25 protein-coding genes are annotated in these 21928 nt (G+C 54.6%); 21 read left to right on the top strand and 4 right to left on the bottom strand.

The genetic code is table 11. The features are described from left to right. Positions 1–81: 81 nt before the first annotated feature. The 16 genes from LKE13_RS09235 (at position 82) to LKE13_RS09310 (ending at position 14873) form a co-directional block, all read left to right on the top strand. Positions 82–1089, top strand: a complete 1008-nt coding sequence (locus LKE13_RS09235) for a DALR anticodon-binding domain-containing protein (protein WP_227950481.1) — start codon at positions 82–84, stop codon at positions 1087–1089. Next, positions 1090–1965, top strand: coding sequence for an SPOR domain-containing protein (locus LKE13_RS18765; protein WP_227950483.1), 876 nt, complete (start codon positions 1090–1092; stop codon positions 1963–1965). Next, a complete protein-coding gene (gene nagZ, locus LKE13_RS09245; RefSeq protein ID WP_227950485.1) occupies positions 1952–2992 on the top strand; it encodes a beta-N-acetylhexosaminidase in 1041 nt (346 codons plus the stop codon). Before LKE13_RS18765 ends, nagZ begins: the two co-directional genes overlap by 14 nt. Further along, a complete protein-coding gene (locus LKE13_RS09250; protein WP_227950487.1) occupies positions 2992–3678 on the top strand; it encodes a site-2 protease family protein in 687 nt (228 codons plus the stop codon). Before nagZ ends, LKE13_RS09250 begins: the two co-directional genes overlap by 1 nt. Positions 3679–3727: 49 nt before the next feature. Further along, positions 3728–4522 carry a segregation and condensation protein A gene (locus LKE13_RS09255; protein WP_227950490.1) on the top strand — a complete coding sequence of 265 codons (795 nt, stop codon included), beginning with the start codon at positions 3728–3730 and terminating at the stop codon, positions 4520–4522. Beyond that, complete coding sequence (gene scpB, locus LKE13_RS09260; protein ID WP_227950492.1) at positions 4519–5127, top strand: SMC-Scp complex subunit ScpB; 609 nt, start codon at positions 4519–4521, stop codon at positions 5125–5127. The genes LKE13_RS09255 and scpB overlap by 4 nt, the downstream gene beginning before the upstream one ends. Positions 5128–5195: 68 nt before the next feature. Beyond that, positions 5196–6041, top strand: a complete 846-nt coding sequence (locus LKE13_RS09265; protein ID WP_227950494.1) for an alpha/beta fold hydrolase — start codon at positions 5196–5198, stop codon at positions 6039–6041. 238 nt (positions 6042–6279) lie between these two features. Beyond that, positions 6280–7914, top strand: coding sequence for an ABC transporter permease (locus LKE13_RS09270; protein WP_415776521.1), 1635 nt, complete (start codon positions 6280–6282; stop codon positions 7912–7914). Next, positions 7914–8999, top strand: a complete 1086-nt coding sequence (locus tag LKE13_RS09275; protein WP_227950498.1) for an ABC transporter ATP-binding protein — start codon at positions 7914–7916, stop codon at positions 8997–8999. The genes LKE13_RS09270 and LKE13_RS09275 overlap by 1 nt, the downstream gene beginning before the upstream one ends. 148 nt (positions 9000–9147) lie before the next feature. Further along, positions 9148–9381 (top strand): twin-arginine translocase TatA/TatE family subunit, encoded by a 234-nt coding sequence (gene tatA, locus LKE13_RS09280; protein ID WP_227950500.1) that lies wholly within the window; start codon positions 9148–9150, stop codon positions 9379–9381. A 53-nt stretch (positions 9382–9434) separates the two neighbouring features. Continuing rightward, the gene (gene tatB / locus LKE13_RS09285; RefSeq protein ID WP_227950503.1) at positions 9435–9923 is read left to right on the top strand and encodes a Sec-independent protein translocase protein TatB; all 489 of its coding nucleotides are present in this window, start codon (positions 9435–9437) and stop codon (positions 9921–9923) included. Continuing rightward, on the top strand, positions 9920–10792 hold the full coding sequence (gene tatC / locus LKE13_RS09290) for a twin-arginine translocase subunit TatC (protein WP_227950505.1): 873 nt from the start codon (positions 9920–9922) through the stop codon (positions 10790–10792). Before tatB ends, tatC begins: the two co-directional genes overlap by 4 nt. A gap of 137 nt (positions 10793–10929) precedes the next feature. After that, positions 10930–12201 carry a serine--tRNA ligase gene (gene serS / locus LKE13_RS09295; protein ID WP_227950507.1) on the top strand — a complete coding sequence of 424 codons (1272 nt, stop codon included), beginning with the start codon at positions 10930–10932 and terminating at the stop codon, positions 12199–12201. A gap of 27 nt (positions 12202–12228) precedes the next feature. Next, entirely contained in the window at positions 12229–12984 is a 756-nt protein-coding gene (gene surE / locus LKE13_RS09300) for a 5'/3'-nucleotidase SurE (RefSeq protein WP_227950509.1), read from the top strand. Then, the gene (locus tag LKE13_RS09305; RefSeq protein ID WP_415776522.1) at positions 12984–13622 is read left to right on the top strand and encodes a protein-L-isoaspartate(D-aspartate) O-methyltransferase; all 639 of its coding nucleotides are present in this window, start codon (positions 12984–12986) and stop codon (positions 13620–13622) included. Before surE ends, LKE13_RS09305 begins: the two co-directional genes overlap by 1 nt. 78 nt (positions 13623–13700) lie before the next feature. Further along, entirely contained in the window at positions 13701–14873 is a 1173-nt protein-coding gene (locus LKE13_RS09310; RefSeq protein WP_227950514.1) for a LysM peptidoglycan-binding domain-containing M23 family metallopeptidase, read from the top strand. A 5-nt stretch (positions 14874–14878) separates the two neighbouring features. Here the strand turns inward: LKE13_RS09310 and LKE13_RS09315 are convergent, their stop codons facing one another. From LKE13_RS09315 to LKE13_RS09325, 3 genes are all read right to left on the bottom strand, one after another. Next, on the bottom strand, positions 14879–15292 hold the full coding sequence (locus tag LKE13_RS09315; protein ID WP_227950516.1) for a PaaI family thioesterase: 414 nt from the start codon (positions 15290–15292) through the stop codon (positions 14879–14881). Between the two features lie 92 nt (positions 15293–15384). Then, on the bottom strand, positions 15385–16023 hold the full coding sequence (gene tmpT, locus LKE13_RS09320) for a thiopurine S-methyltransferase (RefSeq protein WP_227950518.1): 639 nt from the start codon (positions 16021–16023) through the stop codon (positions 15385–15387). Positions 16024–16058: 35 nt separating this feature from the next. Continuing rightward, a complete protein-coding gene (locus tag LKE13_RS09325; RefSeq protein ID WP_227950520.1) occupies positions 16059–16916 on the bottom strand; it encodes an ATP-binding protein in 858 nt (285 codons plus the stop codon). Between the two features lie 247 nt (positions 16917–17163). On the opposite strand from LKE13_RS09325, the gene yajC reads away from it, so the two are divergent. From yajC to LKE13_RS09350, 5 genes are all read left to right on the top strand, one after another. Further along, positions 17164–17529, top strand: a complete 366-nt coding sequence (gene yajC / locus LKE13_RS09330; RefSeq protein ID WP_227950522.1) for a preprotein translocase subunit YajC — start codon at positions 17164–17166, stop codon at positions 17527–17529. A 12-nt stretch (positions 17530–17541) separates the two neighbouring features. Further along, positions 17542–19122, top strand: coding sequence for a protein translocase subunit SecD (secD, locus tag LKE13_RS09335; RefSeq protein WP_227950524.1), 1581 nt, complete (start codon positions 17542–17544; stop codon positions 19120–19122). Positions 19123–19134: 12 nt separating this feature from the next. Continuing rightward, positions 19135–20103 (top strand): protein translocase subunit SecF, encoded by a 969-nt coding sequence (secF, locus tag LKE13_RS09340; protein WP_227950527.1) that lies wholly within the window; start codon positions 19135–19137, stop codon positions 20101–20103. A gap of 29 nt (positions 20104–20132) precedes the next feature. Beyond that, positions 20133–20510: an Mth938-like domain-containing protein gene (locus LKE13_RS09345; protein ID WP_227950529.1), complete on the top strand. Its 378-nt coding sequence runs from the start codon at positions 20133–20135 to the stop codon at positions 20508–20510. A gap of 127 nt (positions 20511–20637) precedes the next feature. Further along, entirely contained in the window at positions 20638–21252 is a 615-nt protein-coding gene (locus tag LKE13_RS09350) for a urate hydroxylase PuuD (protein WP_227950532.1), read from the top strand. Between the two features lie 55 nt (positions 21253–21307). On the opposite strand, the gene LKE13_RS09355 is transcribed toward LKE13_RS09350, so the two are convergent. Further along, positions 21308–21895, bottom strand: coding sequence for a superoxide dismutase (locus LKE13_RS09355; protein ID WP_227950534.1), 588 nt, complete (start codon positions 21893–21895; stop codon positions 21308–21310). Between the last annotated feature and the right edge of the window lie 33 nt (positions 21896–21928).

The raw sequence follows: 21928 nt of genomic DNA on the forward strand, positions 1-21928 counted from the left end.
AGAGACTATATAGCAAATGATGTATTAATCCTAAGCTTGTTTGTCAATCGACGGTCCGGAAAAGTAATCTGTATTATGTCCATGAGTTATATAACCCAGGCCCGCGCGGCGCTGAATGCCGTCCTTGATACGGTTGAGTTTCCCGATGCGGCGTTGAGGCGGCAGATAACCTTACGACCACCGAAAGAAAAGTCCTATGGTGATTTATCATCAAATTCATTTATATTATTGAAATCAATAGAAAATATTGACTTTAATTTACTCTCACAAAAACTCCGTGACGCCTTTGAGAAATTGGACGGTATTGCCGATGTCCGACTGGAGGATAATGGCTATCTCAATCTTAAATACAATATTATTTACTGGTTAAATAATATAATACCGGTTTTTGAAGAAGGGCCGGAATTTGGTATTAGGGGGATGGCGTCGAAAAAATACACTTTTCCAGCGCCGGAAGAAGTTGTCGATCTTGCGAGTTACCGTCAGCAGGTGAATTTCGAGGCCTTGTCGCGGATCGCAACAACGGTGGGCGCATATGTTGAACGAGAAACCAGGCCTGCGCGGGAAGCTGAGGGATTTCCCCATACCACGGCAATAGCAAAATGCACCGAGGCAAAGGCGCGCTTTGCCGTTCTGGCCAATCCGCCCGGGTTTATCGACGCGTTCAGCCCTATTTTGGCCATAGACCGGCGTTATGATAATCCTGTTTTCGCGATACCTTACGCCCGCCTGATGCTGCAACGGCTCGGCGCGACGGCGGAGGCAGCGGAAACCGGGGTGAGTGATGGGGTGGATATGTCAGTTTTAGTATTGCCGGAGGAAGTGATGCTGGCGCGGCAGCTGAATGACTGGCCACTCGCGCTCGAACAGGCTTTAGGTAAGCGAGATGCTTTTTATCTCGCCTCTTTCCTCCAGGAGCTTTCCTTGCTATTTTTCCGTCTTGTAGAGCGAGTGCATCCCATATCGTCAAACTATCTGATGGCGGAGGCGGAGGGATCGGCGCGGCATTGCTTGTTGGGCGCGCTCGACAGAATTTTAAGCGGCGGCGTGGGGCTTCTCGGCGTTGATACAGTAAGGGAGTATGGTTAAGTGACTGGCGAAGATGACTACCTGGACGACGACTTCTACGATGGTGATGACGAACCCCGCTTCAGCCGCAAGAAATGGATCGGCGGTATTCTAGCCATTCTGATTGTCGGCGGTTTCGGTGTCGGTATTTGGTACGCCTATGATCAGGGCGTAAAAAAAGGCGTTCAACTTGCCCCGCCTATCATTAGCGCCGACACATCGCCCGTCAAGGTCAAGCCCGACGATCCGGGCGGGATGGACATTCCCAATCAGGATAAAGAGGTTTTCAGCGTTCTCCAGTCTGGCGATGCGCCGGAAAAGGTGGAGAAGCTGATGCCGCCGCCGGAAGACGCGATCAAGGATGACGTGGCCGAACAAGCGGCCGATGCCGCGGTGAGTACGGCGGAAAAGGCCGCCGACGACAGTAAGCTTGAAACCCTGATCGAGAAGGCGACGAAAGACGCTCCGTCGGCAGCGGAGGCAGCATCGAAGGCGGCGAACACGTCAGGAGCAAGCGAGAGCGCGACAGTTGCGGTCAAAAAGCCGGAAGTTGTTGTCGAGAAAGTTGCCCCTGAAGTGGAAGAGAAAAAGGTCGAAGTGGTGGCCGCTCCGGTTCCTAAAAAGGTTGAGGAGCCTAAAGCAAGCGGCCCTCGCTATCGGGTGCAGGTTGGCTCTTTTCGCTCTGCCGACGCGGCGGAGAAACAATGGTCAATGCTTTCTTCCAAGCATAAATCACTTCTCTCCGGCCTTAGCTATCGGGTGCAGGATGTCGATGTGAAGGACAAAGGCACATATTACCGTCTGCAACTCGGGGCTTATGGCAGCCGGGATAGTGCGAACAAGCTCTGTAATGATTTAAAGGCGCAAAAGCAGGATTGTCTCGTTGTCAGCGGCTGATCTATCAAAATGCCGCTCTGTCATTTTTGGCTGCGAGGGGACTAAACTTTCCGCGGCGGAGAAGAAATTTTTCAAGGCGGAGCAGCCTTTCGGATTTATCCTTTTTGCCCGCAATGTGGAAACGCCGAAACAGCTCAGGAAACTGGTGAAAGCCCTGCGTACGGCGGTTGGCCGACCCGATGCGCCGGTCCTGATCGATCAAGAAGGGGGGCGGGTGCAGCGCTTGCGCGGCCCCCACTGGTTCGAGGCGAAGCCCTTTGGGTATTTCGGCGAACTCTATCAGAACAACCCGGAGAAGGCGATTGAGACCCTGCGCCTTACGACGCGGTTGATCGCGGCGGACTTGCAAGATGCGGGGATCACTGTTGATTGCACGCCTTGTCTAGATCTTTCCCTGCCGGAAACGGTGGATGCTATCGGGAACCGCGCTTTTGCGGAGGATCCGCAAGTTGTTGCCCGCCTCGGTGCGGTAGTCGCGGAAGAAATGCTGACCGCCGGGATCATTCCGGTGATCAAGCATATGCCGGGCCATGGCCGCGCAACGGTGGATAGTCACCACACGCTACCCCATGTCGAGACAGCACCGGAGACTTTGCAGGAAACCGATTTCCTCCCTTTCAAGGCGCTCTCTGTGTTACCGTGGGGAATGACCAGCCATATCGTGTTTGAGGCCATTGACGCGGACCATCCTGCGACCCAGTCAGCGAAGATTATCAAGGATATTATCCGGGGCGAGATAGGTTTCAATGGCCTGTTGCTAACCGATGACCTCAATATGGAGGCTCTGTCGGGCAGTCTGCCAGAACGGGCTACTGCCGCGCTGGAGGCCGGAGTGGATATCGTGCTGCATTGTTCGGGCGTACTCGCGGAAATGCAGGACGTCGCGGCCGTTTGCCCGCCTTTGACGGAGGAAACGCAAACTCGCATTGCCCTTGGCAACCGTGTGTTCGATCACGCACCTGACAAGTTAGATGCAATGGCGGACCTAGCACAGCTAAACAAACTTTTTGAAACGGACGCCGCCTGATGGATTTTGGCAATATTCTCTACCAGATTTCTGTCTGGATTATCCCGGCGCTTACCGCCATCACTCTGCATGAGGCTGCGCATGGCTTTGTTGCCTGGAAACTCGGCGATGATACGGCGAAGCGGCAGGGACGGGTGACTTTCAATCCATTCAAACATATCGATCTTATGGGAACGATCATCATTCCGGGATTCCTGTTGTTGATCAAGGCTCCGTTCCTGTTTGGTTATGCGAAGCCGGTGCCGGTGAACTTCGGCCGCTTGGGTAATCCACGCCGTGATATGATCTGGGTGGCGCTGGCCGGGCCGGGGATGAATTTTCTGCTCGCCTTCCTCTTTGCACTTGGGATTCATCTTCTGCCGCTTTTTCCGGGAGAAGTCGCTCAATGGCTCGCACATAACTGTAAAAATGGTATTATTCTCAATGTTGTATTGGGCGTTTTTAACCTACTTCCGCTGCCGCCGCTCGATGGCGGGCGGGTCGCGGTTGGAATCCTGCCGGATAGTCTTGCCCTGCCACTCGCCCGGCTGGAACGCTATGGCTTCTTCATCCTGATCGGCGTGATTTTTCTTCTTCCCATGATCACGCGTCAGCTCGGCATGGAGGTCGATTTGCTGAACTGGCTGTTCACCGGGCCCATCAGCTATGTGGTCAATCTGATTGCCAATCTGGCCGGTCTGGGATAGGCTTTTGCAATGCTGACAGGCTCACAATTTGCAATAGAGGCGGCGCGCCGTGGATAAGGGATCCTTCGACGATGCGGGACAGAAAAACCCCGATGTTATCCCGCTTCCCACTCATGCGCTGCTAGTCGATCTCGACGGCTACGAAGGTCCGCTGGATGTGTTGCTTGTGCTGGCGCGGGACCAGAAGGTCGATCTCCTTAAAATTTCCATTTTGCAACTGGCCGAGCAATATCTCGCCTTTATCGAGCAGGCCCGCGCGCTACGGCTTGAGGTGGCGGCAGATTATCTGGTCATGGCGGCCTGGCTAGCCTATCTGAAATCGCGTCTGCTTCTCCCGGCGGAAGAGGATGATGGCCCAAGCGGGGAGGAACTGGCCGACCGGCTCGCCTTTCTATTGAAAAAGCTGGAGGCGATGCGAGAGGCGGCGGAAAAGCTGATGAACGGCACGGTTGTTGGGCGGGATCAGTTGCAGCGGGGCCGTCCGGAAGCCATCCGGATCACCCGCCATTCGAAATATGAATGTACGCTGCGTGAGTTGTTGCAGGCCTATGCTGCACAGAAGGAACGCAAGGGCATTATCAACCCACTCCGGCTGATGCGGGACGCCGTCTTCTCGGTGGAGGAAGCGCTGGATCGGCTTGAAAAGATGCTCGGCACGCTGCCGGAATGGACGGATTTGATGGCCTATCTGCCAGAAAATATCTCAGATCCTTTCAGTCGCCGTTCGGCTCAGGCCTCGACCTTGCTGGCAAGTCTGCAGATGGCGAAAGAGGGGCAATTGGAGTTGCGACAGGGCGCAACGTTCGGCCCTATTCAGGTGAAAAAGAGGAAGAGCGAGAAATGAGTCTCGATCCCGAGCATGTCAGAATGGCGGAGGCGTTATTGTTCGCTTCGAAAGAACCGCTGGACGAGGCAGCGCTGGCTGAACGTCTGCCCGACGGCGCGGATATTCCGGCTATCCTTTCGACAATTGAGGAGCAATACCGCCATAAAGGCGTTAACCTCACTCGTCTCGCCGGGAAATGGACTTTCTTGACGGCACCGGATCTTTCCTGGTTGCTGGAGGAGGAACGAGAGACAACCCGCCGTCTCAGCCGCGCCGCGTTGGAGACATTGGCGATTATCGCCTATCATCAACCAGCGACCCGCGCCGAGATTGAGGAAATTCGCGGAGTTGGCCTCAGTCGTGGCACCATGGATGTGTTGTTCGATGCGGGCTGGATACGCCCGCGTGGCCGCCGCCGTACGCCGGGGCGGCCGGTCACCTACGGCGTGACAGAAGATTTTCTTATTCATTTCGGACTTGACGATATCAAGGACCTTCCGGGCTTTGACGAGATGAAAGCTGCGGGGCTTTTGAGTACGGAGCCCACTGGTATTTTCAACGATCTTGCCCACCCAGGCGAAGAACTGGATGAAGTTGAGGATCCGGAGGAAGAGGAACTCTAGGCGGGCATCGTCGCCATCACGAATAACAAGAACAAGCCATCACAAGGCGACAAAACGAGGGAGTGGGGATGTCAACACGCAAGGGATATGTCTTTATTCATGGGGCTTGGCATAACAGTGAGACATGGGCCGAAATAAAGCCTCGCCTTGAAAGGCAAGGGCATCTCGTGCAGGCAGTTGATTTACCGGGGGCCGGGCCAAATGCGTCCGAACCGGCCTCGCTGACACGGCGACCTTTCGACGCCGACGCTTTTGCAACGGAACCTTCTCCAAATGCAGATGTCACGCAACGGGAACGAACAGATGCCGTTATCAAGGTGGTTCGCGACATCAATAGCCAAACCGGCGGCAAGACCATTCTGGTTGGGCATTCGCTTGGCGGCTTGACGGTGTCGCATGTGGCAGAAGAAATTCCAGAGGAAATCGGAGCGGTAGTTTATTTAACGGCCATGATGCTTCCGAACGGAATGTCCGCACTGGAAGTATCGAAACGCGACGCGAAACCGGATGAAATGCTCCCGTCCCTGATATGTGCAAATCCGTCTGTTGTTGGGGCGATGCGCCTGAATACCAGAAGTGAGGACGAAGGCTATCGCGCGCGGATGAAGGAATGTTTCTATGGCGATGTCGATCAGGAGACGTTTGATAGAGTGAGTAAAAGCCTGCATTGCGACGAACCGGCAGGGGTGCGGATAGAGCCGTCACCCATTACGGCTGGGAATTTCGGAACTGTTCCGAGACATTACATTGAATGTTTGGAAGATAACGCGATTCCCATTTATCGGCAGCGGTTTATGATCCAGGCCGTTGATGCCAACGTGCGGTCGAAAACAACCGTCCATACCCTCGAAAGCAGTCACTCGCCTTTTGCCTCAATGCCGGATGAACTTGGCGAGATTCTGTTGAACATTTGAGGTTCAGACCCGTTTCGGTCGGCTGATACGGCAAAACGCGGCGATTTGCCGCTAACATCCGCCTTTTCTTATCCCTTGCAAATGATTATTATTTACCGATTGCGCCGGGTGGCTTAGATAAGCCCCTTCGCGTGAACTGGAATGAGGGATATCATTGGCAGTACTGGAGTTTGAAAATCAGCAACCGCTTGCGCGGCAGGGGCGGCGGCGCAAGGGCGCGTCCCTTGCGACGGGCTTTGTGTTGCTGATTGCGCTCATCCTGTCGATCCCGGTACTAGCTGTCCTCGGCTATGTCTTTGTGCCCGCGCAGGACATATGGGCTCATCTCGCCAGTACGGTTCTGCCGACCTATCTCTATAACACGCTCCTGTTGACGCTCGGCGTTGCGGCCATGGTGTTAGTGATCGGAGTGGGGACAGCTTGGCTGGTCACCATGTGTGAATTTCCAGGGCGAAGGATATTCTCATGGGCACTGTTCCTGCCGCTTGCCATGCCCGCCTATATCATTGCCTATACTTATACCGGCATGTTCGATTTTGCGGGGCCTATCCAGACAGCACTCCGTGAGACGTTTGGCTGGAGCCGGGCAGATTACTGGTTCCCGTCGATCCGGAGCCTTGGTGGTGCCATCACCATGCTCGGTCTTGTGCTCTATCCATATGTCTATCTGGTCAGCCGCGCAGCCTTTCTGGAGCAATCGATCTGTGCGCTGGAAGTGGGGCGGACATTGGGGCGCGGGCCGTGGCGCGGTTTCTTCTCGATTGCGCTTCCGCTCGCCCGTCCGGCCATTGTCACAGGCCTTGCGTTGGCGCTGATGGAGACGTTGAGTGATTTCGGCACTGTTGAGTATTTCGCCGTTGATACCTTTACCACCGGCATCTACCGGACCTGGTTTGGCCTGGGGGAGCCGGCGGCAGCGGCGCAACTCGCGGCGATCCTGATGCTCTTTGTCTTTACCCTGATCCTGATCGAGCGATTTAATCGGGGAAAACGGAAATTCCATCACACGACCGGGCGATATCAGAAAATCACCCGCTATTCTCTCCCCAAGGGGCGGCAAGGGTTTGCCATGCTGGCCTGCGCGCTTCCGATTATTCTCGGCTTTCTACTGCCGACCGGATGGCTCCTGAAAGACAGTATATCGCATTCCAGCAGCGCCTTTAACGCCCATTTTCCGCAGTTGGTGCTGAACAGCGTGACCGTGGCCCTGATCGCGGCGGGGCTGTCGCTATTGCTCGCATTGTTCTTGATCTACGGTCTGCGGCGGGAAAGCCGTGCGCCGTCCCGGCTGGAGCAGGGGGCGCTGCGCGTTGCCTCAATGGGCTACGCGGTGCCAGGCCCTGTGCTCGCCGTCGGGATCATGCTCCCCTTCGGATTTGTCGATAACGCGGTCGATAGCTGGATGCGTGACGCGTTTGGTATCTCGACCGGGTTGATTTTAAGTGGCACCATGGTTGCGCTCTTGTTTGCCTATATTGTGCGGTTCCTTGCAATTTCCCTCAATACGGTGGAGGCCGGGGTGGATACAGTTACGCCCAATATGGATCGTGCCGCACGAACCCTCGGTGTTACGGGACTGAAAAAGATGATCCGGGTGCATGTCCCGATAATTTCGGGCAGCCTGATGACGGCGGTCCTGCTTGTCTTTGTTGATGTGATGAAGGAGTTACCGGCGACCCTCGTTTTGCGGCCCTTTGGCTTTGACACATTGGCGATCCGTGCTTATGAAATGGCGAGTGACGAGCGGCTTGCCGATGCGGCGGGACCATCGTTGGCCATAGTTATTGTCGGTATCCTGCCGGTTATTATCCTCAGCCGGGCAATCGCTAAATCCCGGCCGGGACAGCATACAGCTTCGAGAAACGATTTTTGATGAGTAATCTGGTTTTCAGGAATGTCCGTCATCAGTATGACGGGGTAAATTCCGTCGATATCGAGCATCTGGAAGTGGGGGCGGGCAAGCTTGTCTGCCTGCTCGGGCCGTCAGGCTGCGGTAAATCGACGACGTTACGCCTTGCCGCGGGGCTTGAAAGCCCGATGAGCGGTGAAATCAGCATTGAAGGCGAGGTGATGGCCGATGACCGCGTCTTTGTCGGGCCCGAGGATCGCCGCGTCGGGCTGATGTTTCAGGATTACGCCCTGTTTCCGCATCTGACTGTGGCGGATAATGTTGCATTCGGCCTCTCGTACCTCAGCGGGGAGGAAAGGCGCGCGCGGGCGCATGCGATGTTGAAGACCGTCGGCATGGCGTCCTCGGCACAGAAATACCCGCATATGCTCTCCGGTGGGGAGCAGCAGCGCGTGGCGCTTGCCCGGGCACTCGCCCCAAGCCCTCGTATCATGCTGATGGATGAGCCATTCTCCGGCCTCGACGCAGTTTTGCGTAATCGGGTGCGGGATGAGACGCTGGCCCTCTTGAAGGAAATGGGCACGACCGTGTTGATGGTCACCCATGATCCAGAAGAAGCTTTGCGCATGGCTGACGAAATTGTGTTGATGCGCGCTGGTAAAATCGTGCAGCAAGGTCCCGGCGGTGAGCTTTATAATCGTCCGGTTGATGCGTTTGTAGCGTCCTTCCTCGGCGATGTGAACCGGGTTCCGGCGCGCCGGAATGGTGATTTTTTCGAAACTGACCTCGGGCCGATACCCATTACTGCTGCTGCGACAGGTGACAAGGCGGCCGAGATCCTGATCCGCCCGGAGGCGATCCGATTCCTGCCCGTGGTCGACGTTAACGCGCCGACGGGGAAAGTGGTGCTATCGCGTAATCTTGGGGCCTATAGTCTGATCGACATCCAGTTTGAGAGCGGTTTTCGGGCGACTGCGCGCGTCGCGTCGATGTATCAGCCGAAGGTGGGGGAAAGCTGCTCTTTCTCGCTAAATTTAGGCGGCGTTTTCATTTTTCCGGAGCCTGGAAATGGCACATACGTCGATAAACACATATCAAACGCAAATTAAATGTCGTATAAACGCCTATAGACCTTTATATAAAACGAAGGGAGAGCCGCAGAGTTCCTTGAAAAAGTCCAGGGTTGGAAACTTTTCGGTGTTTGCGGTCGTCATATAGATTTAAGATATTCTCGAGATGAGAACAGGAGCATAGAACATGAGTATTGGTCCGTGGCAAATTATTCTAATTCTTGTCATCGTGCTCATTATTTTTGGTGCCGGCAAGCTGCCGCGCGTTGCCGGTGATCTGGCAAAGGGCATCAAGAATTTCAAAAGCGGGATGAACGAAGACGACAAGCCGGAGAAGGCTGAGGAGAGCAAGCCTGAAGTGCTTGAATCCGCCAGCAATAATGACAAGGCCGATAGCAAGGACAAGGCGGCGCAAGGCTAAGCCTTACGCGGCCTCATTCGTGAAACCCTTCAACCTGGACGAAGTGAATAGCCATGTTTGATATTGGCTGGACAGAAATGGCCTTTGTGCTGGTGATCGCTGTGCTGGTCATCGGACCAAAAGACCTGCCAAAGGCAATCTCGACCATCGGAAAATATGTTCGTAAGGCCCGCTCCATGGCGCGGGACTTTCAGTCCGGCATCGATGATCTTGCCCGGGAGACGGAACTGGATGAAATCAAGAAGGATATTCAGAAGGGGACGGATTTCAATATCAAGAAGCAGATCGAGGATGCAGTCGACCCAACCGGTTCCAAAGAGAATATGTTCAACGATATCAAGCCGCAGATCCGTGATCCGCGCGACAGCGCCAATAACTATTCTGCCCCTCCAGTAAAAAGCGGGGAGGGGACGCAAAGCCCCGCCAAGGCCGACGCACCATCGGTCGCAGAGAAGCCCGCCCCCGCCAAACCCGCTGAGCCTGCCCCTGTCAAGACAGCGGATGCTCCGCCAGTGCCTAAATCGGAAACCAAAGCGTCGTGAACGAAACGGAGATTGACGAGAGCAAGGCTCCCCTGATGGAGCATCTGATCGAGTTCCGCAATCGGCTGGTTTACTCGGTCATTGCGCTTCTCGTCGCGTTTATCCTTTGCTACGTCGTGGCGGAGGATCTGTTTGCCTTTCTCGTCCGACCGTTAGTGGAGGCGATGGGCGATGATATCGAAGGCCGCCGGATGATTTTCACCGGCCTGCACGAGGCCTTCTTCACTTATATCAAGATTGCCTTCTTCACGGCGATGTTTGTCTCTTTCCCGATTATTGCAACTCAGATCTGGATTTTTGTGGCACCAGGCCTTTACAAGAATGAAAAGAGCGCGTTTCTGCCCTTTCTTGTGGTGACGCCGATCCTGTTTTTCTTAGGTGGCGCATTAGCCTATGAAATTGTTATGCCACTGGCGTGGAAATTCCTGCTCAGCTTTGAAAGTAACGGCCAGGCCAGCCTCTATGCGCGGGCTGTTGCCGCAATTGTCGAGCATTACCCGACAATGGTGAATTACCTGCCCACGCCGTCCGAGCCGATGGCCCTGCCGATCCAGTCGGAGACGCGGGTCAGCGAGTATCTCAGCCTCTCCATGAAGCTGATCTTCGCCTTTGGTCTTTGCTTCCAGCTTCCGGTTTTGCTGACGCTGCTTGGGCGTGTTGGCATTGTCTCTTCTGCGGGGCTGAAGGCGAAATTCAAATATTCTATCGTTTTTGCCTTTATCGCGGCGGCAATCCTGACACCGCCCGATCCCTTGAGCCAGATCACCCTCGCCATCCCGATCATCGTCCTCTACGCAATTTCAATCGTCAGCGTCCGTATGGTCGAGAAAAAACGCGAAGCACGGGAAGCATTGGAAGACGAAGACTGATCTTTCATCGTCGCCTGTGGGCTGGTCACCACATTTTTGAGATAAATTTGAAAGACGGCGCAAAGCCCTCTGGACGTCGGGCGACCACGCCCTTATACACAGAACATCCATCCTTCAGAAACTGAAATGACGTATCAATGCTCGATTTAAAATGGATCAGGGAAAATCCGGAAGCTTTTGACGCGGCTATGAAGCGGCGCGGCCTGCCACCGCAGTCCGGTGAATTGCTAAAATTGGACGCGGACAAGCGGAAAATTCAAACGGAAGTTCAGGAAGTTCAGGCCCGGCGCAATGCCGCCGCGAAGGAAATCGGCAAAGCGAAAGCGTCCGGCGCAGATGCAGAACCGCTGATCCGTGAAGTAGCCGATCTTAAGGGGGCTGCGCAGGATCTGGAGACGCAGGAACGCGACCTGCAGGCGGAGCTTGATGCGGCGCTTGCTGGTCTGCCCAATATCATGAAAGACGAAGTGCCGGATGGCGCGAGTGAGGACGACAATGTCGAGCTTCGCCGTGTCGGCGATATTTCGGCTTTTGATTTTGAGCCGAAAGAGCATTACGAGCTTGGCGAAGCCCTTGGCATGATGGATTTCGAGACGGCGGCGAAACTCTCCGGCTCGCGCTTCGTTGTCACCAGCGGCCAGATTGCCCGGCTGGAACGGGCGTTGGCGGCCTTTATGGTTGATGTGCATACGCTGGAAAAAGGCTATCTTGAAGTCTCCCCGCCGGTGATGGTGCGAGCAGATGCCATGTTTGGCACCGGGCAGCTCCCGAAGTTTGCAGAAGATGCGTACAGGACGGGGGAGGATCAATATATGATCCCGACTTCGGAAGTGCCGTTGACCAACCTCGTGCGCGAGAGCATCCTGAGTGAAGATGAACTGCCGAAGCGTTTTACCGCCCATACACTCTGCTTCCGGTCCGAGGCGGGATCTGCGGGCAAGGATACCGCCGGCATGCTGCGCCAGCATCAGTTCGCGAAGGTCGAAATGGTCTCAATCACCACGCCGGAGCAGTCTGACGACGAGCATGAGCGTATGACGGCTTGCGCAGAAGATATCCTCAAGCGCCTCGACCTGCCGTACCGGGTTGTCATGCTCTGTAGCGGCGATACCGGTTTCGGCGCGCGCAAGACATATGACATTGAAGTCTGGCTGCCGGGGCAGGATAGCTACCGGGAGATTTCAAGCTGCTCAACCTGCGGCGATTTCCAGGCTCGCCGTATGAAGGCACGCTATCGTCCCGAAGGAGAGAAGGGAACGCAATTCGTACATACGCTAAATGGCTCCGGCCTTGCTGTTGGGCGGACGTTGATCGCGGTGATGGAAAACTATCAACAGGCGGATGGATCAATCAAGATACCGGAAGTACTCGTGCCTTATATGGGCGGAGTGACGGAAATCCGGGCCTAAAACCAAGAAGAACAAGGATTAAAGATTTTGCGAATTTTACTGAGTAATGATGACGGGTATAACGCACCCGGAATGGAAACCCTTCGGCGAATTGCGGCTGAACTGTCTGATGATATCTATGTAGTCGCCCCCGAAAAAGAACAGAGCGGCGCCTCGCGGTCTCTTACCCTGCATGACCCCATCCGTATTAATAAATACAGTGACCGGGAATACTCGGTAGAGGGGACACCGACGGACTGCGTTATGATGGCGATGAATTATCTGTTCAAGGATAAACGCCCTGACTTGATCCTTTCCGGCGTCAACCGGGGCGGCAATCTTGGCGAAGATGTCCTCTATTCGGGCACGGTCGCGGCGGCAAGTGAAGGGTGCCTTCTGGGTGTTCCTTCTATCGCGATCAGCCAGTGCATTCTCGGGAGTGATATCTTCCATTGGGATACGGCAGCCGAACTTGCGCCTGATATTATTCGCAAGCTGATCAAGTTGGAATGGGGTCCGGACGTCCTGATCAACATCAACTTTCCCGCTATCACAACCGAAGAGGTTGAGGGCATTGATGTAACGCGGCAAGGAAAACGCGATTTATCCAATCTTTCCATTGATGACCGGGTCGATGCGCGCGGCCGTGAATATTTTTGGCTTGGCTATCGGCCATCACTCGGCGACCCGCCGAAGGGCACAGATCTATGGGCCGTTATCAACAAAAAAGTTTCCGTCACACCGCTCAAGCTGAACCTGACGAAAGTTGCACTTGCCGACAAGATCAAGAAGGCATTTGCGTGATTGACAATCCTGCCCAGAAAATCCGCCTGATTATGGAACTTCGTCGGCAGGGGATCAGCAATACGGAGGTCCTCTCGGCGATTGAGCGGGTATCGCGCGATGCTTTCGTGCCGAAGACCTTCCGGGACCGGGCGTATGAGAATATTGCCCTTCCCATCGCCAGTGGCCAAACTATCAGTCAACCCTATGTGGTTGCCTATATGACCCAGTTGCTTAACCTCGACAAACGGCGCAAGGTACTGGAAATCGGGACCGGATCCGGATACCAGACGGCGATCCTTGCCCGCCTGTGCCGTCGTGTCTATTCAATCGAACGGTACCGAAACCTGCTGGAGCAGGCGGAGGCTGTATTCGAGGAACTCAAAATCACCAATATTACCACGCGGCTCGGTGATGGATATAAGGGCTGGCCGGAGCAGGCGCCTTTTGATCGGATTATCGTAACCGCCGCAGCGGAAGAAGTGCCCGAGGCCTTGCTTGATCAACTCGGGCCAGATGGGGTTATGGTGCTCCCGGTGGGACGGGATTCCGCAAACCAGCATATCTTGCGGTTAATTAAGGACCAGCAGGGCAATGTCTCGGAAGAGGTCATGTTGCCTGTTCGATTCGTTCCCATGGTTCAAGGGGTTGCTGAATAATCTTAAATTAACACTACATCTTGTATGTGGTTAAATTTGTTGTGATTCGGAGCCAAATATGCTTAATATTGGAGCATTATGGCGAGGTATGTATCTTTTTTCAGTCGCGTTGCCTGCGTAAGCCTGCTGCTCCCGATGTTGGCGGGCTGCCTTTATGACGACTATCTTCCGCGCTACAAAAGCGCCAAGATCGTGCGTGCGCCGAAACCGCAGCTGGTGACCGCCAAAGTCGTTATGCCTGCTGATTTCTCGCCCTATTATCAGGATCTTTCCTACCAGTATGTGACCGTGCGCGGCGGGGATACGCTCTCTAAGCTGGCGGCGCGCAGCAATGTGCCGGTCAAATCGGTGATCGCCATGAATAATATGCGTGATCCATACTTGATTTACCCCGGTCAGCAATTGAAAGTGCCCGCGTTCCATACTCATTCTGTGCGGCCGGGGGAAACCCTTTACGCAATCTCTCGTGTGTATGATGTGGAAATGTCGGAAGTGGCGCATTTTAACTTTCTCGATGCGCCTTATACGCTGATGCCGGGAACGAAATTGAAAATTCCACTGAAGACAAAGGGGGAGGTTCGGGTTGCCTCCGCCGATATGTCCGCTTGGCCCGCACCAAAACCTGCTGCTATAAATACGTCGACGCAACCCGTGAAACGGGTCGTGATCAATTCCCTGCCGCAGGTCGTTTCCGCCCCGCAAGCGTCGCCAAAGGCGACCCCGGCGGTCATGACGACTAAGGCCGCAGCGCCTAAATCAGTTCCGAAGGCAACTCCGGCACCGGCCAAGTCTGAACCCAGCTATCAGATGGCGAAGCTGGATATTCCGCCCGTACCGACGCGCCAATATACAACGAAAGCGCCGCCCAAACGGAGCGGTAAATCCTTCAGCTGGCCAGTGAAGGGTCAGATTATTTCCGGCTTTGGCAAAAAGAAGACCGGTTTTCACAATGACGGTCTCAATATCGCCGTGAAGGAGGGGACGCCCATCCGCGCGGCGGAAAATGGAGTGGTTTCCTATGTTGGAAATGAAATGCGCTCCTTCGGGAACCTCATCCTGGTGTCCCATGCGGACGGCTATGTCACCGCCTATGGCCATACGGAGCGGGCTGAGGTTGCCAAGGGCGATGCGGTTAAAAAGGGCGAGGTCATCGCCTATGCCGGATCTTCGGGGAGCGTGACGCGCAGCCAGTTGCATTTCGAAATTCGCAAAAAGGGCCGCGCGATCAATCCTGTAGCGATGCTGCAATAATTTGATCAGCCTCTCGGGCGCAGCACAGTCTGTGTCTGGGTGACCTTGCCGATCAGCTTCCCATCCGAATTCCTGACTTCCGTCTCGATGACAATTGTCGAGCCACCGACATGGAGTGGTTTGGCTGTCGCTGTGACGCGCCCCTCCCGCACGGCACCGAGAAAGTTGGTCTTCGATTCAATGGTGGATGTTCCGCTCGCGCCTTCGGGCAGGTTGGCAAAGGCCGCCGCACCACCGGCACTATCGGCGAGCGCCATTATGGCCCCACCGTGGAGGATGCCCGCACTGGTACAAAGACCCGTCGTCCAATCGAGGGTCAGGATTACTTCATCGGCGGCTATTTTCTCGGCTTTCATCCCGAGGGTCGCACAGAGGGGCATTCTGTCACGAATATAGGCGGTAAGATCAGTTTTCGTCATCGGAGCGCTTCTTGTAAATTAAAGGAAACCCCATCCTGACTCACTCCCGTAGGATAATCAATTACGCCTGAGGTAAAGCAGCCTGAACAAGGTCAGGCCTTGTCGAGATGCCAAACGACCTCACTCGCGGGGATCTGCCCTTTAAACCCGCCGCGTATTTCTTTCTCTTCAAGCGAGGTAATGCGGTAGCTGCCGTTATAGAGGCTTTTCACTGTTTCGCCGTCAACAGAGAAGGGCGGACCCGGCATTTTGCTCTGATCATACTCGATTGTGATTAGCAGTTGTGAGACCGCGCCGGTGATTTCCCGCAGATGTCCCGCGTATCGTCTGCGCATCTCGTCGGGCAGGGCGATCAGGGCAGCCCGGTCATAAATTGCATCAACCGTACCCAGCAGATCGGCAGACAATTCAAAGATATCACCAACAAAGATATCGATATCCGGCGCGCTATAGCGGGTGAGCTTGCCCGTCGGCGTAATGTCAGGGGTGACGCCCAATTCTTCAAATAGCTGTTTAACGGCATTTTCGCTGAGTTCTGCGCCGGCAACCCGATATCCGTTCGCAAGAAGCCAACCGATATCAAGCGTTTTGCCACAGAGCGGCAGAAAAATACGGCTTCCTTTTGGGAGAGCCAGCACCGCGAAATTTCTTTCAAGCAGGGCATTGGGTTTGGGTTGGTGAAACCCGATTTCGTTGGCGTTCCATCTGTCGTGCCAGAAACTTGCTTCCATATCGCCGTCTTTCGTTTTTTATATTACTTTATCGATCACTCGATGACGGTGCCGGTTCGTCCGGCGACGTCCTGAATATATTGCCAGGCGACACGGCCCGATCGGCTGCCGCGGGTGCGGGTCCATTCGATCGCCTCTCGCGTGAACTCTTCCTCGCTGATCGGGATGTTGTAATGTTTGAGGTATCTGCGAATCATCTCGAGATATTCATCCTGCGAACAGCTATGGAAGCCGAGCCAGAGGCCGAACCGATCAGAGAGCGAAACTTTTTCCTCAATCGCTTCCGACGGCATGATGGCGGTGGAACGCTCATTTTCGATCATGTCCCTGCGCATCATATGGCGGCGGTTTGATGTGGCGTAGAAGATCACATTCGCGGGCCGACCCTCCAGCCCACCATCGAGCACGGTTTTGAGGGATTTATAAGTGGAATCGTCGCTGTCGAATGACAGATCATCGCAGAAGATGACAGAGCGCCGATCTGTTTTCTGAAGCTGTTGCATCAGGGTGGGGAGGGAAGGGATATCCTCCCGATGAATCTCGATCAATGCGAGCGTGTTCTCCATTTCCTCATTCACTTGCGCGTGGGATGCCTTGACGAGGGAGCTTTTCCCCATGCCGCGCGCGCCCCAGAGCAGCGCGTTATTGGCGGGCAGGCCCTTGGCGAAGCGTAGGGTGTTGTCATAGAGAATGTCGCGGACCCGGTCGATCCCATGCAGGATCGACATATCCACATGGTTGACCTTTGGAATAACACGCAAGTGATTGCTTTCGGCTTCCCAGACAAAAGCGTCGCCGTTGTCGAGATCAACAGGAGTCGTTGCGGGTGGCGCCAGACGGTCAAGGCTGTCGGCGATGCGCGTCAGCTGCGCGAGGATTTTATCGTTACTCATATTCACCAATTGAAATCAGAAGGGGCAGACCCCAATTTACGGGACAGGCAACATAAATGCCACCATACGGCGGAATGTTCAAGCGCCCGTTCGTCAGGCAGCCCCAAGGATCCTCCAATTAACGGAGATTTCCGATTGCGGCTTGCATTGCGCGGCAGGAACAATATAAAAGTCGTTCAGTATTTCCACGGGGAGGGCAGAGCGCTGTCATCCCTTCGTCACGAATTGTACCAAAGGACCTATTACGATGGACCAAGGACTAACCCAACTTTTGCCGCTCGTACTGATCGGTGTCGTGTTTTACTTTCTTCTTATTCGTCCGCAGCAGAAACGGGCAAAGGAACACCGCGCCATGATTGAGGCGGTTCGCCGCGGCGACAATGTTGTCACCGCCGGTGGCATCATGGGTAAAGTGACCAAAGTGCGTGACGATAATGTCGTCCAGATTGAAGTTGCACCGGAAGTTCGCATCGATGTTGTGAAATCGACCCTGACGGAAGTCAAGACCAAGGGTGAGCCTGCGCCTGCCGCGCCGAAAGATGGTGGTGACGATAAGGCCGAAGGGGATAAGCCCGCGGGCGGCAATCCGGTTAGCAAGTTTTTCAAGAAATAACGGCCAACCCTCATGAACCGCTTCCCCACGTGGAAGATTATCGTTGTGGCGATCGTTTGCGCCTTCGGGATACTCTACACGCTTCCTAATTTCGTTGGTAAATCGGCACTCAGTGGATTGCCGGACTGGATGCCGACGAAACAGGTTAATCTCGGGCTTGATCTGCAAGGGGGGTCCCACCTTCTGTTGCAGATTGATGCCGACACCGTAAAAACCAAGATGATGGATAGCCTTGTCGATGGCGTGCGCGACAGCTTGCGACAACAGGGCGATAATGTCGGGTATCGCGATCTTGGGCATGACGGCGAAGTGGTGTCCTTCACCCTTCGGGATCCGGCGGATGAGGAAAAAGCGCGAGAACGGCTTTCGGATTTATCGAATATCATGGCGAACGGACAGCGCGATGTCGTGATCGCCTCCGATGAAGGCCGCGTTACCCTGACGCCAAGTGAATCGGCGATTACCGCGCGGCTCAGTGCTGCTGTTGATCAGTCTATTGAGATTGTCCGCCGCCGTGTCGATGAGACGGGCGTGAATGAGCCCGCAATCCAGCGACAAGGAACCGATCGTATTCTGGTGCAATTGCCGGGGATCGATGATCCGGACCGGATTAAGCGCCTTCTGGGCGAAACGGCGCAGCTTACCTTTCACCTAGTTGACCTGACTTCCGATGTTGGCGCGGCTGGTCGGGTGCCGCCGGGCTCCAAACGGCTTCCGTCGATTCAAGAAGATGGTCGGACATACATTATCAAGAGCCGGACCATGGTCTCTGGTGAGAATCTGGAAGATGCGCAGGCCACTTTTCAGCAGGGTCAGCCGGTCGTCTCTATCCGTTTTGACGGGCTGGGGGCGAAGCAGTTTGGCCGGGCAACGACCGACAATGTCGGCAAGCCTTTCGCAATTGTTCTCGATAACAAGGTCGTCAGTGCACCGCGCATTAATGAGCCGATTTTGGGTGGCTCCGCTGTCATCAGCGGTGGTTTCAATGTAGCGGGGGCGCAGGACCTTGCGTTGCTCCTCCGGGCGGGCGCGCTTCCGGCGCCGCTTGATATTCTGGAAGAACGTTCCGTTGGGCCTGACTTGGGCGCGGACAGTATTGCCGCCGGTGAGATCGCCGGTATTATCGGTATTATCGCTGTCGCGGTCTTCATGATCGCAAGCTATGGCCTGTTCGGCATTTTTGCCAATGTGGCGCTGGCAATGAATATATTCCTGATCATGGCGGTTCTTTCTGTTCTGGGAGCAACGCTGACGCTGCCTGGTATTGCGGGTATCGTTCTTACCATCGGTATGGCGGTGGATGCTAACGTCCTGATTTTTGAGCGTATCCGCGAAGAAATTAGAGTGGGTAAGACGCCGTTGAATGCGGTTAATTCCGGATTTGCGCGGGCTTTTACAACGATTATCGACGCCAACGTCACCACCGGTATTGCCGCCGTTATCCTGTTCGTGATGGGCTCCGGGCCGGTCAAGGGCTTTGCGGTGACGCTGCTGATCGGGATTATCAGTTCCATGTTCACGGCGATTATGCTCTCGCGCATGCTTATTTCCTTCTGGATGCAGCGCAAGCGCCCGAAGACACTCGAGATTTAGGGGACCGGAAACATGTATAAAATCAAGCTTGTGCCGGATAATACCGCCATCCCCTTCCTGAAATACCGGATGATCGCCTTTATTCTGTCGGCGGTGTTGATCCTTGGATCAATCGGGGCCTTCCTGACAATCGGGTTTAACAAGGGTATCGATTTCGAAGGTGGTATCCTGATTGAGGTCGGGACGGAAACCGCGCCGGATCTCGGTGATATGCGTGGCTCTCTCGGCGGGCTGGGCTTGGGCCAGGTGGCGCTTCAGACTTTCGGCAGCGATACAGATATCCTGATCCGCGTACAGCGACAGGAAGGTGATGCCTCCGCCCAGCAGGAAGCGGTGACCGTGATCAAACAGCAGTTGGCATCAGATTTCGGTGATGAAATTTCCTACCGTCGCGTGGAATTCGTCGGGCCGACGGTCTCGGAAGAATTGGTTATCGCCGCGACGGAGGCGGTCGTCGTCGCCGTGCTGGCCATGCTGGTTTATATCTGGCTGCGGTTTGAGTGGCATTATTCTGTCGGTGCAGTTATCGCGCTGGTCCATGACGTTATTCTGACCATCGGCATGTTCGCCATCACACGGATCGAGTTTAATCTCGCCTCCGTTGCGGCTATCCTGACGATTGTCGGCTATTCAATCAACGATACCGTGGTGGTCTATGACCGGATTCGCGAGAACTTCCGCCGTTACAAGAAGCTGTCGGTCGCGGAGCTGATCAATCTTTCCATCAACGAAACCCTGACCCGGACGGTCATGACCTCGGTCACGACGTTACTGGCCCTAGTTGCCCTTTATATTTTCGGGGGCGAAGTGATCCGCGGCTTCGCGACGGCCATGATTTTTGGTGTCATTGTCGGTACTTATTCGTCGATCTTTGTTGCCGCACCGGTTCTACTTCATATCGGCCTGACGCATCAGAAAGAGGAAGAAGACGGTTTCGCTGGCGCGGAACGTGCCGATGGGGATGCAGAAGAAAAAAGCTAACGCTTCGCGATCCAACAACAGGAGACGTCATGCAGGACATATCCGGCCTACCCCAGGAAGGACAGCAGCTCATCAATGGCTACGGCGATGGCGGCTTCCGGGTGAGCGGTGTGTGGTATGAAGGATCTGTCCTGATCTTGCCTGAAAAGACGGAGAACTGGTCTCTTGCGGATATCGACGGGATCAGCCTCGACAGTCTCGCCAGTCTGATTGAGAAGAGCGATGAGATTGAAATCCTGCTGATCGGATGTGGCGACGGGATGGCCTATATCGAGGATGATATCCGTAACGCTCTCAGAGAAAAAGGCATTGTCATCGACGCCATGGGCACAGGCGCAGCGGTCCGGACCTATAATGTCCTGCTGCTGGAGCGGCGTCGGGTCGCCGCGGCGCTGATCGCTATTTGAACTACCCTTATATATTACAGACTTTACATGAATGGCTTTCCGGCTTTATGATTCGCGCACATATCCTCCCGGCGTAGAAAACTCATAACGGAGCCGGGCAGGATTATCCTCAAGGGGAGGGAAAGTCATGTCCAGTATCTTATCAAATCTCAGAAATACTGTTATCGCCGGGATTGTCCTGACCATCATTATGGTTGTGATTGTCACCGCGGTTACCGGGGGCGGCTTCGACATGGGCGGTCATGCCTATAGCAGTTTTGTCATGCGCTGGTTTCATGTGTTGAGCGGAGTGATGTGGGTGGGTCTTTTGTATTATTTCAACTTTGTGCAAATTCCGAACATGCCCAATATCCCGGATGAGCAGAAGCCTGCGATCGGTAAGGTGATTGCACCCGCTGCGCTTTGGTGGTTCCGCTGGGCCGCAATGGCGACCATCGTTACCGGCCTGCTGTTGGCATGGATGAACGGCTATATCGTGGATGCCTTAACCCTAGGTGCGAAAGAGGGCTTCGCTGTTGACAAGAGCTTTGCCATCGGGATTGGCATGTGGCTCGGCATCATTATGTGGTTCAATGTATGGTTCGTGATCTGGCCCAACCAGAAGAAAGCACTCGGCATTGTCGATGCGAATGCGGAAGCCAAGGCGGCGTCGGCCCGGACGGCAATGCTCTTTTCCCGGACGAATACGATGCTATCGTTCCCAATGCTTTACGCAATGGTTTCGGCGCAGAATTTATTCTAGATACAAAAAAGGCGCTTCCCGAAAGAAGCGCCTTTTTTGATGTATATGGTAGCCGTTAGCCGAGATTTTCGTTCGCGAAATCCCAGTTCACAAGGCTTGCCAGAAATGTCTCCATATATTTTGGACGCGCATTCTGATAGTCGAGATAGTAAGCGTGTTCCCAGACATCCATGGTCAGGATCGGCTTTGCGCCGTCAGTGAGCGGGCAGGCCGCGTTAGGGGTCTTTGTGACCTTCAGCTTGCCGCCGTCGAGAACCAGCCAGGCCCAGCCGCTGCCAAATTGGGTTGCGCCGGCAGTCTTGAATTCTTCGGCGAATTTCTCATAGGAGCCAAAGTCTTCATCAATCTTTGCCGCAATGGCACCTGTTGGCTTGCCGCCGCCGTTCGGCTTCATGGAGTGCCAGTAGAAAGTGTGGTTCCAGACCTGCGCGGCATTGTTGAAAACACCGGCTTTGCTCGCGTCGCCAGCAGTATCTTTCATAATCTCTTCCAGTGAGCGGCTGTCGGCGTCATCCAGGAGACCATTCAAATTCGTCACATAGGCGTTGTGATGCTTTCCATAGTGAAAATCGAGAGTATTTTCCGAAATATGGGGGGCCAAAGCATCTTTTGCGTAAGGAAGGGGGGGAAGTTCAAAAGCCATAATTATCCTCTTGCCATTTTTGTGGTCAATTTT

Origin of the sequence: Sneathiella sp. HT1-7, from assembly GCF_020731145.1 — a bacterium.
Taxonomy (GTDB): Bacteria; Pseudomonadota; Alphaproteobacteria; order Sneathiellales; family Sneathiellaceae; genus Sneathiella.